Raw genomic sequence first — 16,064 nt, 5'->3', positions numbered from 1 at the left:
ATAAAAATAATAAGAACAATAATAATATGAATAATAACAACAATGCGCCCAAAAAGAAAAATAATAAATTTCTTATAATATATGCTGTTATAGCATTCCTATTCTTATACTCTTTCAGTACTGCAAAGGATATGCTTACAACTACAGAAATATCTTATAATGAATTTATTCAGTTAGTAGAAAATAAGCAGGTAGAAAAAGTTAGTACTGAAGGAAATGCATTAGTAATAGTTCCTAAGGATACTAGCGATTATAAAGGTAAAGTCCTTTATACAGGAAATGTTGAGAATCCAGATTTAATCACTTTATTAACTGAAAATAATGTTGATTATTTTCCAGAGATAATTAAACAAAATTCAGTTATAATGGACTTCATTATAATAAATGTATTACCGTTTGTACTAATGTTCTTTGCGGTTAAATTCATCTTTAATAAGATGGGGCAAAAAATGGGCGGTAACCCAATGGGAATGGGTAAAAGCAATGCTAAGATATACATGGAAAATGATATAAAGATTACTTTTGACAATGTTGCAGGTCAAGATGAAGCTAAAGAGTCACTTACAGAAATAATAGACTTTTTAAATAATCCAAAGAGATATACAGAAATAGGGGCAAAATTACCTAAGGGAGCTTTATTAGTAGGGCCTCCAGGAACAGGTAAGACTTTACTTGCAAAAGCTGTTGCAGGAGAAGCAAAGGTTCCATTCTTAACTGTATCAGGATCAAACTTTGTTGAGATGTTTGTTGGTATGGGTGCTGCTAAGGTTAGGGATTTATTTAAAGAAGCAGAAAAAAACGCTCCATGTATAATCTTTATAGATGAGATAGACTCTATAGGTAAGAGCAGAGATAATCAAATGCAAAGTAACGATGAAAGAGAGCAAACTCTAAATCAATTACTTACTGAAATGGATGGATTTGATACTTCTAAAGGAATAGTTATTTTAGGGGCAACAAATAGACCAGAAATATTAGATAAAGCTCTTTTAAGACCAGGTAGATTTGACAGAAGAGTTATAGTTGATAGACCTGACTTAATAGGTAGAAAAGCTATATTAAAAGTTCACTCAAAGGATGTAAAAATGTCACCAGATGTTAACTTAGATGAAATAGCTAAAGGAACTCCGGGAGCTGTAGGGGCCGACCTTGCAAATATAGTTAATGAAGCAGCATTAAGAGCTGTTAAACATAAGAGAGATGAAGTAATTCAAGAAGACTTACAAGAAGCAGTTGAGGTTATAATTGCTGGTAAGGAAAAGAAGGATAGAATACTTTCAGCTCAAGAGAGAAAGATAGTAGCCTTCCACGAAGTTGGTCATGCACTTGTAGCTGGACTTTTAGAAGGTACTGACCCAGTACATAAGATTACTATAGTTCCAAGAACTATGGGAGCTTTAGGATATACAATGCAATTACCTGAAGAGGAAAAATACTTAGTATCAAAGGATGAGTTATTAAATCAAATAACAGTTATGCTTGGAGGAAGAGCTGCTGAAGAGGAAGTATTTAACCTTGTTTCAACAGGGGCATCTAATGATATTGAAAGAGCTAGTCAAACTGCAAGAAGTATGGTAACTGTTTATGGTATGACAGATTCATTTGATATGATGGCTTTAGAGTCAATCCAAAATAGATACCTAGACGGTAGAGCTGTAAGAAACTGTAGTGAAGAAACTTCAACTTTAGTAGATAAGGAAATATTACAAATAATAAGAAATTGCCACGAAAAGGCTAGAACTTTATTGAATGAAAACAGAGATTTATTAGACAAAATTTCTGAATATCTATTAGAGAAAGAAACTATATATGGAGATGAATTCATGAAGTTTGTTCATGAAAAATATCCAGAGTTAAAGAAAGATAAAAAAGAAGAAAATAATGAAATAGTAGTAGAAGCAGATAAAAATACTTTAGTAGAAGAAGTAATTGCTGAAGCGGAAACAATAACTACTGAAGTTATAGAAGAAAATAAAGAGGCTTCAGAAGAAGATGATATTTTAGTAAGCAGTGATGTTGAAGAGGAAGTTACAAAAGTTGATGAAACAACAGTAACAGTGGATGACGAAGAAACAAAATAGTTTGCTAATGCAAAAGAGAAATGTACTCCTACGGAGTTGAGAAATATACGTCTACGACGTGGAGAAATCTATGCCGATACATAGATAAATATTGCCTGGCGGCAAGAGAGTTGACTCTGCCGTCAGGCATATTTATCTTCACGAAGTGAAAATTTATCCGAATGAAACTTATATTTATCTGTGCTAAGGGCATATTTCTCTTCAATATAGTTGAATATTTATCCGAGCAAGGCTCATATTTCTCTTCAGGTTAGCTGAACATTTATCCTGCCGTAGGGCACTAAACAGGAGGTTTTTTAATGAATAAATTTGAGTTTTTACAAGAGGAGCAGAATTTAGATTACACTCTTAAGGTATTAAATCAAGAAATTCTTAATTATATAGAAAAGAGAAAAGGTATAGCAGATTATATACTTGAGTATAGAAAGAAGTTTATTGAAGAGCATAGAGATGATGAAGATAAACTAATTGAGTATTTTGATCATGAAAAGTACGTTAAGGAAGAGTCATATAAGACTATAGATAAAAAGTTAACTGAATATACTAAGCTTAAGGAAATTCCTTACTTTGGGAAGGTTGCTTTTGCAGATGATGGTCTTCAAGAGACTATCTATATAGGAAGATATGGATTAAATAGAGAAGGTGAATTCGAACCAGTTATAGTTGACTGGAGAGCACCAGTATCATCTTTATTCTATAAAGGAACTGTAGGAGAAAGTAGTTATAAATCTCCAAATGGAGAAGTCCCAGTTGATATTTTATCAAGAAGACAAATAATGATAAAAAAGGGCGTGCTTCAAGGATTTTTTGATTCTGAAGTAGATGTTAAAGATGATATACTTCAAATGATACTTTCATCAAACACAGGGGAAAAGCTTAAAGATATAGTAATGACTATACAACAAGAGCAAGATGAAATTATTAGAGAAGATAGACAAAAGGTTGTTGTAGTTAATGGAGTTGCAGGTTCAGGGAAAACTACAATAGCTCTTCATAGAGTAGCTTATTTATTATATAACTTCAGGGAGCAATTAGGAAATAAGGTTCTTATTTTAGGACCAAATGATATATTTATAGATTATATTGGAGAGGTTTTACCGACTTTAGGAGAAGGTGGAGTAAGACAACAGACTTTTGTAAACTTTGCAATAAGTGAAATTGGATTAGATCAACATGTTGTAGATTTTACTGAGTATTTAGAAAAAGCATTAAGAGGTAATAATGAAGTAATTGATGAAATAAAATATAAATCTTCAAAGGAATTTATAGATTTATTAGATAAGAAATGTACTGAGTTTGAGGAAAACTACTTTAATATTAAACCAATAAAGTGTTTTGGTGAAGAGATAGTTTCTATAGAAGAAATAAAGGAATTATTTGAAAAGCATTATAAGTATATGCCTTTATTTAGAAGAAGCAAAAAGATTGAGAGAGTTATTATATCTAAAATAAAGGATAAGAGAGATGAAAAAGTAAGAGAACTTAATGCAGCGGTTAAAGAAAAGCTTGCGAGTCTTTCTGAAGATGAATTGTTAATAGAACAAAATAACATTGAATTTACAAGAAGGATTAAAGTAAGAGAAATAGTAAGAGAGGTTATGAAGGCTAAAGCTGAATTAGCTGCTTGGATAAATCATAAAAATATAGTAGATATTTATAAAGAAATGATGGATACGGAGATTCTATCTTACTTAGATTTAGCTCCTATTTTATATCTTATGATTAAGCTTGATGGGAAGAAGTGTAAGAGCGACATTAAGCATATAGTTATTGATGAAGCTCAAGATTATAACATGCTTCAATTTATAGTATTAAAAGAATTAACAGGATGTAGAAGTTATACTATAGTTGGTGATGCAAATCAGAGGTTAATAAAAGCTACAGAAGAAGCTGCAATGCTTAATTTAAAACCACTGTTTGGTGGATTTACTAAATACTTTGATCTTAACAAGAGCTATAGATCTACTTATCAAATTATGCAATATGCTAATAAATTACTTGATGAACATGCGATAGTTCCTTTTGTTAGAGAAGGAAAATATGATGTAGAAGAAGTTAGGGTAAATGATAAGGAAGATTTAATAGATACTTTATTAGAAACTTTAGAAGCATACGAAGATGAAAATTATGAAAATGTAGCTATAATAGTTAAGGGAAAAGAAGAACTGAAGGAAATAGCTCCAGAATTAAAGCAATTTACTAAGATTCTTTCTTTTGATAGAGAAGACTTAATATATAGAGGCGGAAGAGTAATAATTCCATCATATTATGCAAAAGGGTTAGAGTTTGATGGAGTTATAGTAGTTAATCTTGATAATGATACAGATAACTTAGTTAAATATATAATGTGTACTAGAGCTCTTCATAGATTAAAGGTTATAGATTTAGAAATGTAAAATTATAAATTTAAAATGATAAATTAAGGAAGAAACTGCTTAGGCAGTTTCTTTTTTGAAATTCGTTTATATAAATATCTTATTTAATTTTAGGTTTGTTATTTTAAATTTGCCATTGATTAAGTCGCACTTTGTCTGAATTTATGTTAATATGATAATATACAATAATAAATGATGTATATACAATTGACCTTAAAGTAATCGTTTAAAGGAGTTTAGTTTAAAAATATGAAAGTTAATGAACCAGTATATATTAAGATTGAAAAATACCTAAGAGAGTTAATAGATTCAGAGAAAATAAAGCCAGGCGAATTATTGCCATCAGAAAATCAATTAAGTGAAAAGTTCAATGTAACTAGAATGACGGTGAGATCAGCATTTAATAATTTAGTTAAGCAAGGGTATATCATTAGAAAAAGAGGAATTGGAAGTATAGTTTTAGGTAATAGAGTTTCTGATAATATGGGCGCTATGGAAAGCTTCACAAAAGAAATGCTAAGAAAAGGATATGAAATTACAACTAGGCTTGTAAGTTTACTTGTAGTAGAGGCAAATGAAACTATAAAAGATAGATTAAATCTTGAGATAGGGGAAAATGTTTGGGAAATAAAGAGAGTAAGATATGCTAATGGCGAACCTGTATCATATATGATAACTTATATGCCTGTAAAGATGTTTCCTAATTTAAAAAAGGATGATTGTATGTCCTTATATAATTTTATAAGAAATAACAATTATAATATTCATACTGCAAATCGTATAATAGAAGCTATAATTGCAGATGAAGGGCTAATAAACTTACTTGAGTTAGAATCAGAAGTTCCTATACTGCATATTGAGCAAGTTGGGATTCTTGAAACAGGAGAATCATTTGAATATTCTCATACATATCATTATGGCTATAAGTTAACATTAAATGCACTTGTAGAGAACGATTAGATTTATATTATAAATTAAATAGAAAATGCTTTTAAGATAGATATATTAAATTAGCTTTATATAAAGAGTAAGTAATACTTTAATCTTTATATAGTAAGAGAATTTAGTATATCTTTTTTGTTATTTAGGAAATTATAATTTTTATAATCTATAGATAACTTTATCAAAAACTAAAAAACAAATAAAGATGAGTTTCCGGGAATGTAGTTTTATAATAAATTTAAGTTTTTAGGAGAAAATAAATTCAGATGTATATAATTTACATAAAAAATATCTTGAAATGTATATACAACTCGTGTAATATATATACATAAAGTTCGGAAAACGAATACACAATTATATGATTATATTAGATATTTAAAAATATTAAAATGAGGTGGATTAAATGGAAAAATTCTCAGCATTTATGGATAAATATATACTTCCATATGCAACTAAATTAGGTGCTCAAAGACATCTAGTAGCAGTAAGGGATGCATTTATAGCTATGATTCCTTTAACTATAATAGGATCTTTTGCAACGCTTATAAATAATATGCCTTTTAAAGGTTTATCAAATTTCTTAGCAGAAAACACATTTGGGCAGTACATTAAAGCTGTTAATGGTGACATTTGGTGGGGAACACTAGCTATAATGGCATTATTACTAGTTATAGGTGTTTCTTATAATTTAGCTAAATCATATGAAGAAAATGGACTACAAGCAGCAATGATTGCTACAGCAATATTCTTCTTCTTAGCACCACAAACTGCATCAATAATCCCTGAAGGTGCTACAGAAGCAGTAGTAGGTTGGGGATTCATGCAAGTTGCTTATTTAGGAACAACAGCATTATTTACAGCAATCATAGTAGGTCTTTTATCAACTGAGTTATTTGTTAAATTAGGAAAAGTTAAGGCATTAGTTATTAAGATGCCAGATGCGGTTCCTCCAGCTGTTAGTAGATCATTTGCTAAGCTTATACCAGGAATGTTAACAGTTCTTATATTTGCAATATTTGGATTAGTATTAAGAAATATTACAGATGGTGCATTCTTAACAGATTTAATAAATAAATATGTAGGTATTCCATTATCAGGAGTTACAGATTCTTTAGGTGGAGCTATAGCAATAACACTATTTATACATGGATTATGGTTTGTTGGATTACATGGTTCAAACATTGCATTACCAATAACAAGTACTCTATTAACTAAATTAGGTGCTGATAATGCTCAAATAATGGCTACAGGTTCTAGTGAACCATTACACACATTAGCAGGACCATTCTTTGATGCTTTCGTTCATATGGGTGGAGCAGGATTAATAATAGGTTTATTAGTAGCTATAGCTATAGCAGGTAGAAGTAGAAAAGATATGCTTGCTTTAGGTACAGCACCAGCAATATTTAATATAAATGAACCAGTTATATTTGGATTACCAATAGTATTGAACCCAATATACGGTATACCATTTATAATTGCACCAGTTGTTACAACAATAGTTTCATATTTATCAATAAAATCAGGTTTAGTAAGTCCAGTAATTGTTGCATCAATGCCTTGGACTACACCACCGATAATTTCAGGATTCTTAGCTACAGGTCATATTTCAGGGGCTATATTAGCGACAGTTAACATAATTATATCAATAGTAATTTACTTACCTTTCGTATATGCAGCAGAAAGAATGGAAGCTAAGAAATACGCAGAATAGAATAATATTAATGAATATAAAGAAAATGCCTTCGCAAACAATATGCGAAGGCATTTTTTATATTATTAATTACCTTGTAAATCTATTCGTATTTTTCAATTTTTCTAATTACATTTTCATATATATTATTAACAACATCAAAGTTCATAGCTTTTATATAAAATGCTTCTAAGTCATCATGTAGCGCGTGAGAATTACTAATTAATGAAATAGCTTTATTAACTAATTCATAGAATATTTGACTATCATATTCTATTTCTGAAGCTTTAGAAGAAAGTGAATTTGGTTTTGTGTAATCGCTTAAAGAATAGTTTATACCTGTATAATTTGCTTTATTTATTTCATTATTTGTTATTACGCAAGTAGATATTTCAGGAATAAATATATGCTCAATTCGCTCAGGAACAAATGGATCATACATGTACTCAACATAATATCCTTTCTTCTGACCACAAGTGCCTAAGAATTTTAATATATCTGTTTTACCCATTCCAGGGCCACCAGTTAGTACGTATTTATTTTTATAGTCCTTTGCTAAATTATCTGCAAATGTAATTATTCCATTTGGGGTTATAGCTGTTGCAAAAAGTCTACGTTCTCCACCATAACCGGATATATCTGCTCTAAAAATATCATTTTTTAATGTTTCAATTAATACTGAAATTTTATTAGAATCTAATGATTCATAATTAAGGTTGCTCCAATCATCGTGAATACATTTTGCAGAAGCTAAATATCTATAAGCTCTTTTATAGCATTTACTTATATCTTTATTTATAGATAAAATTTCTTTTTTATGTTTGGATAACATATCTATATCTAAAGCATCACCCATATTTAAGATTTCATCCACAGCTCCTGGGGTTATTGGATCAACTATATGTGGAGAAGTACCATCAATTAAAGCTACTCCTAATTCTTTTATGACTATTCCATCTAAAGAATTATTATCAGAGGAACAGTGATGATATTCTATTGTATAGCCTTTATTAAAAAAATAATCGCCAACCTTTTTCATTAATGAAGATTTACCTGTACCAGGGCCACCTTTAAGACATAAAATTCGTTTAGCATCATCTTGGCTTAGAATATATCTATAAAAAGAATAGAATCCTCTTGAGGTATTACCTCCAGGAAAATAGTGTCGCCCTTTCAAATTATCCATTTGATCACTCCTAATAAAAATTGATATTATATTTTATTCAACTAAGTTATAAATGTAGACTTTAAAGAAAATAAAAAATGGAAAAACTATATGCATAATGACTGAAAGTTTATGCATATGCTTTTGAGTAACAAATAAAAAAGTTTTTAAATATGGCTAAAAATAAGGAGTTATACAGAGCTTAAGTTATGAAATTTATGAAAAATATAAAAATAGGAAAATTTATTCAAAAAAACTATTGCATATTTATGATTGATGGGTGTATAATTATGCATGAAGTCGGAAGGCATTGTATAATTTAAAAGGGGGATTAAATATGAAGAAATTATCAATAAAAAAATTAATGGCAGTTGTTATCGTTGGGGTATTCGGAATGACGGCTGTAGGATGTGGTAGTAGTTCAAATGGAGAAGGTAAGGACAAGCTAACGCAAATAAAGGAAAATGGAAAGTTAGTAGTAGGAATGAGTGCAGATTATGCACCTTATGAATATCACGCATTAATTGATGGTGAGGATAAGATAATAGGATTTGACGTTGATATAGCACAAGCTATAGCTGATGATATTGGAGTAGAATTAGAATTAAAAGAAATGAATTTTGATGCATTATGTGAATCAGTTCAATTAGGTAAAATTGATATGACTATATCAGGAATGACACCTAAGCCAGATAGAAAGAAAGCTGTAGACTTTTCAGATATATATTATAAAGCTGAACAAGCATTTTTAGTACAAGCATCAAATAAAGATAAGTACAAAACTTTAGCTGATTTAGAAGGTAAAAAAATAGGTGCTCAAATGGGATCTATTCAAGCTGATATAGCTGAAGGAATTAAAGATTCTAATGTAAAATTATTAGCTGATGTTAATACGTTAATACTTGAACTTAAAAATGGTAATATTGATGCATTAATAGTTGAAGCTCCAGTTGCAAATTTAGCAGTAACTGCAAATACAGATTTAGCTGTTGGAGAAGAGATAGTAGAGGATTCAGAAGGGGGTTCAGCTATAGGTATGCCAAAGGATTCACCAGAGTTGGTAGCACAAGTTAATTCAACATTAAAGAAATTAGCAGATGAAGGAAAGATAGATGAATTTGTACAAAAAGCAGTAGAACAAGTAAAAAATCAAGTTGAATAATTAAATTTGAAATTAATATTAAATATAAAAAATGGAGCTTAAGGATATGAGACGCTTATTAAAGATATGCGTCTCATATAAATAGAGTAAGTGAATATACATAATAATTAGTCAATAAATTTTCAGGGAGATAGCAGGTGAGAGTTAATGAATTGGGATTTTGATTTTATAACAAATGGGCAGATGGTTTATTTTTTACAGGGAGCTAAGTGGACTTTAATAATATCGCTAGCATCAGTTGTATTAGGAGTAATTTTTGGTAGTTTATTAACATTATTAAAACGTTCAAAAATTAAGATATTTAAGTTTGTATCATCAGCTTATGTAGAGATAGTTAGGGGGACTCCGTTACTATTACAAATATTTATAGTTTATTTTGGATTAAGTAATGTACTTAATATTAATGAATTATTAGCTGTAATAATAGCATTATCGTTAAATTCATCAGCATATGTTTCAGAACTTATAAGGGCTGGAATAGAAGCAGTTGATAAAGGTCAGATGGAGGCTGCTAGAAGTTTAGGAATGACTGAAGCTATGGCTATGAGAAAAATAGTAATTCCTCAAGCTATAAAAAATATACTACCAGCAATAGGTAATGAATTTGTTGCAATAATTAAGGAATCATCAATGGCATCGACTTTGGGAGTAGCTGAACTTATGTATGCTGCAAATGTTGTTAGCACAAAGAGTTTTAATAAAACAGAAACATTAATAATGTCAGCAGTATTTTATTTTGTTATGACATTCTCATTAGGAAGACTTATAAAGTACATTGAGAGGAGGATGAAGGTAAGTGATACAAATTAATGATCTTCACAAGAGTTTTAAGGAAAATAAGGTTTTAAAAGGAATAAATGAGAATATAAAAAGAGGAGAAGTAGTAGTAATAATCGGACCTTCAGGCTCAGGGAAAAGTACTTTTCTAAGATGTTTAAATTTATTAGAAGTTCCTACAAGTGGTGAAATAATATTTGAAGGAACTGATATAACAGATAAGAAAACAGATATAAATAAAATAAGAGAAAAGATGGGGATGGTTTTCCAACAATTTAATTTGTTCCCTCATAAGACAGTATTAGAAAATTTAACTATATCACCTATTATGGTAAAGAAAATGAATGAAGATGATGCTAAAAATAAAGCATATGATTTATTAAAAAAAGTAGGGCTAGTAGATAAAGCAGATGCTTATCCAGGGTCACTTTCAGGAGGGCAAAAGCAAAGAATAGCTATAGCTAGAGCTCTTTGTATGGAGCCAGATGTTATGCTTTTTGACGAACCAACATCAGCTTTAGATCCAGAGATGGTTGGAGAAGTTTTATCAGTTATGAAAGATCTTGCAAAAGAAGGAATGACTATGGTTGTAGTAACACATGAAATGGGATTTGCAAGAGAGGTTGGAGATAGAATATTGTTCATGGACGACGGGAAGATAGTTGAAGAAGGTTCCCCTAAAGAAATATTCAATAATCCAAAACATCCAAGAACAATAGACTTTTTATCAAAAGTTATATAGGAAGAGCGCAATGCGCTCTTTTTTGTTTTGCCGCGCAAAAGGTAAAAGGTCCGCTTTTCATTTCTACAAAGTAGACAAATAATCATATATAAACTTGCTGACTAATAAAATAGTAATAGATATTAATATTGCATAGGGAGGCAAGATGGAAAATAGACTTAATTTGGATTTTCTGAAGGTAGAATTTAGAAAGTTATATACTGAAATTAATAATATCTTCAACTATAAAGGAAAAGATATAGTGATTCACTTTAAGAGCATAATTGAATATATAATTTTAATTATTTATGATAAAAATAAAATTTTATATGATGATAAGGTAGGGTTAAATGAAAATATAACCAGGTTATATAATAAGGAGTTAATAACAGTAAAAATTTATAGAGCTATACTATTGATTTTATCTCAGGTAAATATTTATTATCAGTGTAGAAGTGATGAAGATGAGATAGAATGGTTTAATGATTTTATAGATAAATACAAGGGTAAAATATATGAAGTTTTAGTATTTATGGCTGTAAAATGTGGTGAAGAAAATTATTCACTTATATTAAATGGATTAGATGAGGATGAAAAAAGTATATTTACACAATATTTAAATGATAATGAAAATAATAAAGTTGAAGATAAAGAAGAAAATAAAATAGCTTTATATGAAAGTGAAGGATCTGGTGAAGATAAAGATTCTGATGAAATAAAAGAGAAGGTTTCAAGATTAGTTGAAGCTGGAGAAAATTATTATCTAGGAAGAGGCGTAGAAAAGAATAATAAAGAAGCATTTAAGAATTTTATAGAGGCAGCTAAATATGATAGTGAAATAGCAGAAGCTTATTTAGGGTTATTTTATGAGAGAGGCTTTGCTGTTGAAAGAAATTATGAGTTAGCAAATAAGTGGTATAGCAGATCTGCAGTAAAAGGGAATTCATTTGCTCAATATTCATTAGGCTGTTTATATTTAAATGGAACAGGAGTAAAAAAGGACTATCAAAAAGCTCTAATATGGTTTGGAAAGAGTTCTGAAAGTGAGTATAGTCCTGCTTATTATCAATTGGGACGAATGTATTATAATGGCTATGGAATAGAGAAAAATTTAAAATTTGCATTTAAGTGGTACAAGAAAGCTGCAGAAGATAATCTGCCAGCAGCACAACATGCTTTATCTTATATGTATAAGACTGGAGAGGGATGTGAAAGGAATATAGTAAGAGCATATTATTGGCTAGAGAAGGCTGCGGAAAATGATTATGAAGATGCTTATTATATTATAGGAAAATCTTACTTAGAGGGAATATGCTTTGAAATAAATTATGAAAAGGCATATCATTATTTAAAGAAGGGTTATGAAGCTTTTGATACAGATTGTATAGAATCTTTAGCTGATATGTATTATTCAGGATTATATGTAGATAAGGATGTAATGAAAGCACTAGATTTATATAACAAAAGTATAGAGTGTGGAAATACAAATATATTCTTTAAAGTTGGTAAGATGTATGAAGATGAAAATATGATTGATGAAGCTATAGATCTATATGATATGGGTAGTAAAGAGGGAGATCTAAAGTGTATACAAAGATTAGGGATAATGTATTACAATGGTGAATTAGTAAAAAGAGATACAGAAAAAGCTATAAAATATATAGAAATAGCAACAGAAAACAAGGCACCACATGCTATGTATATGCTTGCTATAGCATATCTTAGAGTTAATAAATTTGGGGAAGATACTACAAGAATAGTTAAAAAATTATTAGAAGAGGCTTATGAGTTAAAATCACAATTTGCAGCTGAATATTTAGCATTTCTAATGTTAGCAGAGAAAAAGGATGGTAAGGATATAAATGAAAAGAAGCTATTAGAATACTTAGAGTTTGGCTTTATTAATGGTGTAGTTGGTTCACTTTTTCAGTATGGCTATATATATGAAAAAGGAATTGCTGTAGAGAAAAACTTAGAGAGAGCCTATTCATATTATAGAATGGCTGCAGATAAAGATTATGTGAAAGCTATAGTTAAGCTTGCTTCTTGGTATAAGGTAGGTAAATTTTTACCACAAGATATAAACGAATCTATAAAATTATACACAAAAGCAGCAGAGCATAATGATATTGAAGCTATAGAAAATCTTATAAATATATATGAATTAGGAATGGGAAACAGTAAAAGCGATATTAAAGCATTAAAATATGTGTTTAATCTTATAGAATTAGATGCATTAAAAGGTAAATGTAAGCTAGCTTATTATTGTTTAGCAGGAATTGGCGTAGAAAAAGATGAAAATAGAGCAAAAGAAATAATAAAGGAAATAGAAGATATAGATAAAGGAACAGCTGATAACTTAAGGTCTGTATTAGCAGAAAAATCATTAATATCCATGTCACAAGACGAAATAATAAGCACCTATATGGAAGGAATAGACCTAGGAAATCCTGATTGCTATGGAAATTTAGCCGTATATTTATATAATAATAATTTATATAAAGATAAAAAATACGAAGAATACTTTAAATCAGCTATGGCAGGAAAAGAACTTGGAATAAAAAAATGTAACTATATTTATCTGAAAGATATATTAAGGAAGAAAGAAGAAAACTCAATAGTGACTGAAGAAGAGATTATGATCGTTAAAGATCTAAGAGATATGGTTGATAAGGGGATATATGAAGCAATAAATGATTTACTAGAATGGTACAATATGAGAGATAAAACAGATGATAAAAATTATTATGAACTAAAGAAACAAGCCGTATTCTATAATATCAAGAGAACTAAGAAAAAATATAAAAAGAAATTTTCAAGGCAAGAAACACTTAATGTAATTACTATAATTTCAGTATTTATTTTGATTATGATAATGATATATGCAATGATTAAATAAACATAGTCGTTGATAAATTAATAATAACGTGTATAATAGTTATAGTTGTTACAAATTTGTTAACAAAAGTATAAGTTAGTGTTTTTTACAAGCATATAATTAGCAGGTTTTATCAATATATAAGATCTGCTAATTTTTTTGTGAATAATAACAAAGGAGAAGTAGTATGTCGTTAATGTATTTTTCAATAGCTATAGGAGCTACGATAATTGGTTCAGCATCAGGATTAGGTGGAGGAATAATAATAAAACCTATACTTGATTTTTTAGGACATTATAATGTTGTAACTATTAGCGTTTTATCATGTTTTACTGTATTTTTTATGGCTGTAGTTTCAGTAATACACCAAATTAGAAATAAAACAAAAATAAACTTTAGAAGGACTGGTTTAATTGGTATTGGAGCTATTATTGGAGGGATATTAGGGGATCAAATAATGACTTTAGTACTTTCTATATTTAATGAATTAATAGTATCAATAACCCAAAGTATTATACTAGCTATCCTATTTATTCTTATATATATTTATATGAACAATAAAGAGAAGTATAAAAGCTATAATGTTGAAAATTGCCTAGCGTGTATATCTATAGGAATATTACTTGGAACAATTGCTTCTTTTTTAAGTATTGGTGGTGGACCTATAAATGTATGCATATTAACAATATTCTTTTCTATGAATCCAAAGGAAGCAGCAGTAGATGCAGTTGCGATAATGCTATTTTCACAAGGATCTAAATTAGCAAGTATAGTACAAGCTGGAAGTATACATAATGTTGATATAGGAATATTACTATTAATGATTGCTGGAGGAATACTAGGAGGATTAATAGGATCAAAACTTAATAAAAAGATGAAATCAGAAGAGATATTAAAAATGTTTAATGTCTTTTTAGTAATATTAATAGTATTAAATATATATAATGTTTTTAATGTATTAGCATTTTAATAAAAAATAGTAGTACCCTAATAAGTGGTACTACTATTTTTTATTAATTAACTAGATCATTTCTATATCTACAGTTATTACACAATTAAATTGTGGATGTAATTTTTTGATATCTCTTTCTATAAACTTAGCTAGTTTTTCTTTAGTAAAGCAATCATTTAAGTCTTGAGGATTTACTACGATATCAAAAATTAAGTTTTTAATATCATTCTCCCCAACTACTCTAAAGTCATGAAGAGATTTAACTGATGGATAAGTTTTTAAAACATCTTCAACTACTTTTCGTGCATCAACAATTTCATCTGTATCAACACAAATAGGGTCCATGTGTATGACTAAGTAGATATTTAATTTTTTTGAGATTTCCCTTTCAGCAGTATCTATTATATGATGTATAGTCATAACATCAATATCAGAAGGGATTTCAGCATGGATTGATGCCATAATTCTTCCAGGACCATAGTTATGTACTACTAAGTCATGGATACCATTAATATTCTCATAAGACATAACCATATCTGAAATATTGCTTACTAAAACTGGATCCGGAGCTTCTCCTAATAGAGGATTTAAAGTTTCCTTAATAAGTCCATATCCAGAATAGATGATAGCACAAGCAACAAATACTCCAATATACCCATCAAGAGGGAATTGAGTAAACTTGGCCAATAAAAATGAAATAACAACTGTACTTGAAGTAAATACATCTCCTAAAGCATCAGTAGCAGCAGCTTTTAATGCAGAAGAGTTTATTCTATGACCTATACTCTTATTAAATTTAGATAGCCATAATTTAAAGAATATAGATACAAGAAGAAGTAAAAATGGTATAACTTCAAATTTTACAGTAGCAGGATTAGTTATTCTTTCAAGAGAAGATTTTACAAATTGTAGTCCTACTAACATAACTAAAAATGATACTATTAATGCAGATATATATTCTATACGACCATGTCCAAAAGGATGCTCTGCATCAGCAGGCTTATTAGCCAGTTTGAAGCCAATTATAGTTATTATAGACGATGCTGCATCAGATAAGTTATTAAAGGCATCAGCCATTACAGCTACTGATCCAGCTAAAAGGCCAACAGATAATTTTATAGCAAATAATAAGACGTTAACTATTATACCTATAGCACCAGCTAGGTTTCCATAGGCATTTCTAACCTTTATATTATCGACTTTTTCATTATCCTTGACGAATGTTTTAATTAGGTAATCTGTTATCATATTAAAAACACCTCAGAAATATTTTTAGCAAAACGTTAAGTTAAAATTCAAATCTAAATTTGGTAATTTG

At 29.3% G+C, this 16,064-nt stretch carries 11 protein-coding genes; 9 read left to right on the top strand and 2 right to left on the bottom strand.

Translation table 11 applies throughout. The annotated features are described in order from the left end of the window. Positions 1-26: 26 nt before the first annotated feature. The 4 genes from ftsH (at position 27) to H8S20_RS15670 (ending at position 7,112) form a co-directional block, all read left to right on the top strand. Positions 27-2,081, top strand: a complete 2,055-nt coding sequence (ftsH, locus tag H8S20_RS15685) for an ATP-dependent zinc metalloprotease FtsH (RefSeq protein ID WP_186860718.1) — start codon at positions 27-29, stop codon at positions 2,079-2,081. Between the two features lie 299 nt (positions 2,082-2,380). Further along, positions 2,381-4,477, top strand: coding sequence for a HelD family protein (locus H8S20_RS15680; RefSeq protein ID WP_186860678.1), 2,097 nt, complete (start codon positions 2,381-2,383; stop codon positions 4,475-4,477). A gap of 228 nt (positions 4,478-4,705) precedes the next feature. Continuing rightward, positions 4,706-5,416: a GntR family transcriptional regulator gene (locus H8S20_RS15675; protein ID WP_186860677.1), complete on the top strand. Its 711-nt coding sequence runs from the start codon at positions 4,706-4,708 to the stop codon at positions 5,414-5,416. Between the two features lie 385 nt (positions 5,417-5,801). Then, the gene (locus tag H8S20_RS15670; RefSeq protein ID WP_032120304.1) at positions 5,802-7,112 is read left to right on the top strand and encodes a PTS sugar transporter subunit IIC; all 1,311 of its coding nucleotides are present in this window, start codon (positions 5,802-5,804) and stop codon (positions 7,110-7,112) included. Positions 7,113-7,194: 82 nt separating this feature from the next. On the opposite strand, the gene H8S20_RS15665 is transcribed toward H8S20_RS15670, so the two are convergent. After that, a complete protein-coding gene (locus H8S20_RS15665; protein WP_186860676.1) occupies positions 7,195-8,277 on the bottom strand; it encodes a PRK06851 family protein in 1,083 nt (360 codons plus the stop codon). 316 nt (positions 8,278-8,593) lie between these two features. Here H8S20_RS15665 and H8S20_RS15660 point away from each other — a divergent pair, with 316 nt between their 5' ends. The 5 genes from H8S20_RS15660 (at position 8,594) to H8S20_RS15640 (ending at position 14,764) form a co-directional block, all read left to right on the top strand. Then, positions 8,594-9,418 (top strand): transporter substrate-binding domain-containing protein, encoded by an 825-nt coding sequence (locus tag H8S20_RS15660; RefSeq protein WP_186860675.1) that lies wholly within the window; start codon positions 8,594-8,596, stop codon positions 9,416-9,418. Between the two features lie 147 nt (positions 9,419-9,565). Then, positions 9,566-10,228, top strand: coding sequence for an amino acid ABC transporter permease (locus H8S20_RS15655; RefSeq protein WP_032120302.1), 663 nt, complete (start codon positions 9,566-9,568; stop codon positions 10,226-10,228). Beyond that, the gene (locus H8S20_RS15650; RefSeq protein WP_186860674.1) at positions 10,215-10,937 is read left to right on the top strand and encodes an amino acid ABC transporter ATP-binding protein; all 723 of its coding nucleotides are present in this window, start codon (positions 10,215-10,217) and stop codon (positions 10,935-10,937) included. The genes H8S20_RS15655 and H8S20_RS15650 overlap by 14 nt, the downstream gene beginning before the upstream one ends. A 145-nt stretch (positions 10,938-11,082) precedes the next feature. Beyond that, a complete protein-coding gene (locus H8S20_RS15645) occupies positions 11,083-13,815 on the top strand; it encodes a tetratricopeptide repeat protein (RefSeq protein WP_186860673.1) in 2,733 nt (910 codons plus the stop codon). A 166-nt stretch (positions 13,816-13,981) separates the two neighbouring features. Next, complete coding sequence (locus H8S20_RS15640) at positions 13,982-14,764, top strand: sulfite exporter TauE/SafE family protein (RefSeq protein ID WP_186860672.1); 783 nt, start codon at positions 13,982-13,984, stop codon at positions 14,762-14,764. 51 nt (positions 14,765-14,815) lie between these two features. On the opposite strand, the gene H8S20_RS15635 is transcribed toward H8S20_RS15640, so the two are convergent. Then, positions 14,816-15,994: a cation diffusion facilitator family transporter gene (locus tag H8S20_RS15635; protein ID WP_032120299.1), complete on the bottom strand. Its 1,179-nt coding sequence runs from the start codon at positions 15,992-15,994 to the stop codon at positions 14,816-14,818. Between the last annotated feature and the right edge of the window lie 70 nt (positions 15,995-16,064).

The organism is Clostridium hominis (assembly GCF_014287825.1).
GTDB classification, from domain to species: domain Bacteria; phylum Bacillota; class Clostridia; order Clostridiales; family Clostridiaceae; genus Clostridium; species Clostridium hominis.
This window is presented reverse-complemented; position numbering and strand designations above follow the sequence as displayed.

What these genes read in the sequence shown, in the direction of transcription:
- H8S20_RS15680 (WP_186860678.1), top strand. Translation starts at nt 2,381, where the DNA reads ATGAATAAATTTGAGTTTTTACAAGAGGAGCAGAATTTAGATTACACT.
- H8S20_RS15660 (WP_186860675.1), top strand. Translation starts at nt 8,594, where the DNA reads ATGAAGAAATTATCAATAAAAAAATTAATGGCAGTTGTTATCGTTGGG.
- H8S20_RS15670 (WP_032120304.1), top strand. Translation starts at nt 5,802, where the DNA reads ATGGAAAAATTCTCAGCATTTATGGATAAATATATACTTCCATATGCA.
- H8S20_RS15640 (WP_186860672.1), top strand. Translation starts at nt 13,982, where the DNA reads ATGTCGTTAATGTATTTTTCAATAGCTATAGGAGCTACGATAATTGGT.
- H8S20_RS15655 (WP_032120302.1), top strand. Translation starts at nt 9,566, where the DNA reads ATGAATTGGGATTTTGATTTTATAACAAATGGGCAGATGGTTTATTTT.
- H8S20_RS15675 (WP_186860677.1), top strand. Translation starts at nt 4,706, where the DNA reads ATGAAAGTTAATGAACCAGTATATATTAAGATTGAAAAATACCTAAGA.
- H8S20_RS15635 (WP_032120299.1), bottom strand. Translation starts at nt 15,994, where the DNA reads ATGATAACAGATTACCTAATTAAAACATTCGTCAAGGATAATGAAAAA.
- H8S20_RS15645 (WP_186860673.1), top strand. Translation starts at nt 11,083, where the DNA reads ATGGAAAATAGACTTAATTTGGATTTTCTGAAGGTAGAATTTAGAAAG.
- H8S20_RS15665 (WP_186860676.1), bottom strand. Translation starts at nt 8,277, where the DNA reads ATGGATAATTTGAAAGGGCGACACTATTTTCCTGGAGGTAATACCTCA.
- ftsH (WP_186860718.1), top strand. Translation starts at nt 27, where the DNA reads ATGAATAATAACAACAATGCGCCCAAAAAGAAAAATAATAAATTTCTT.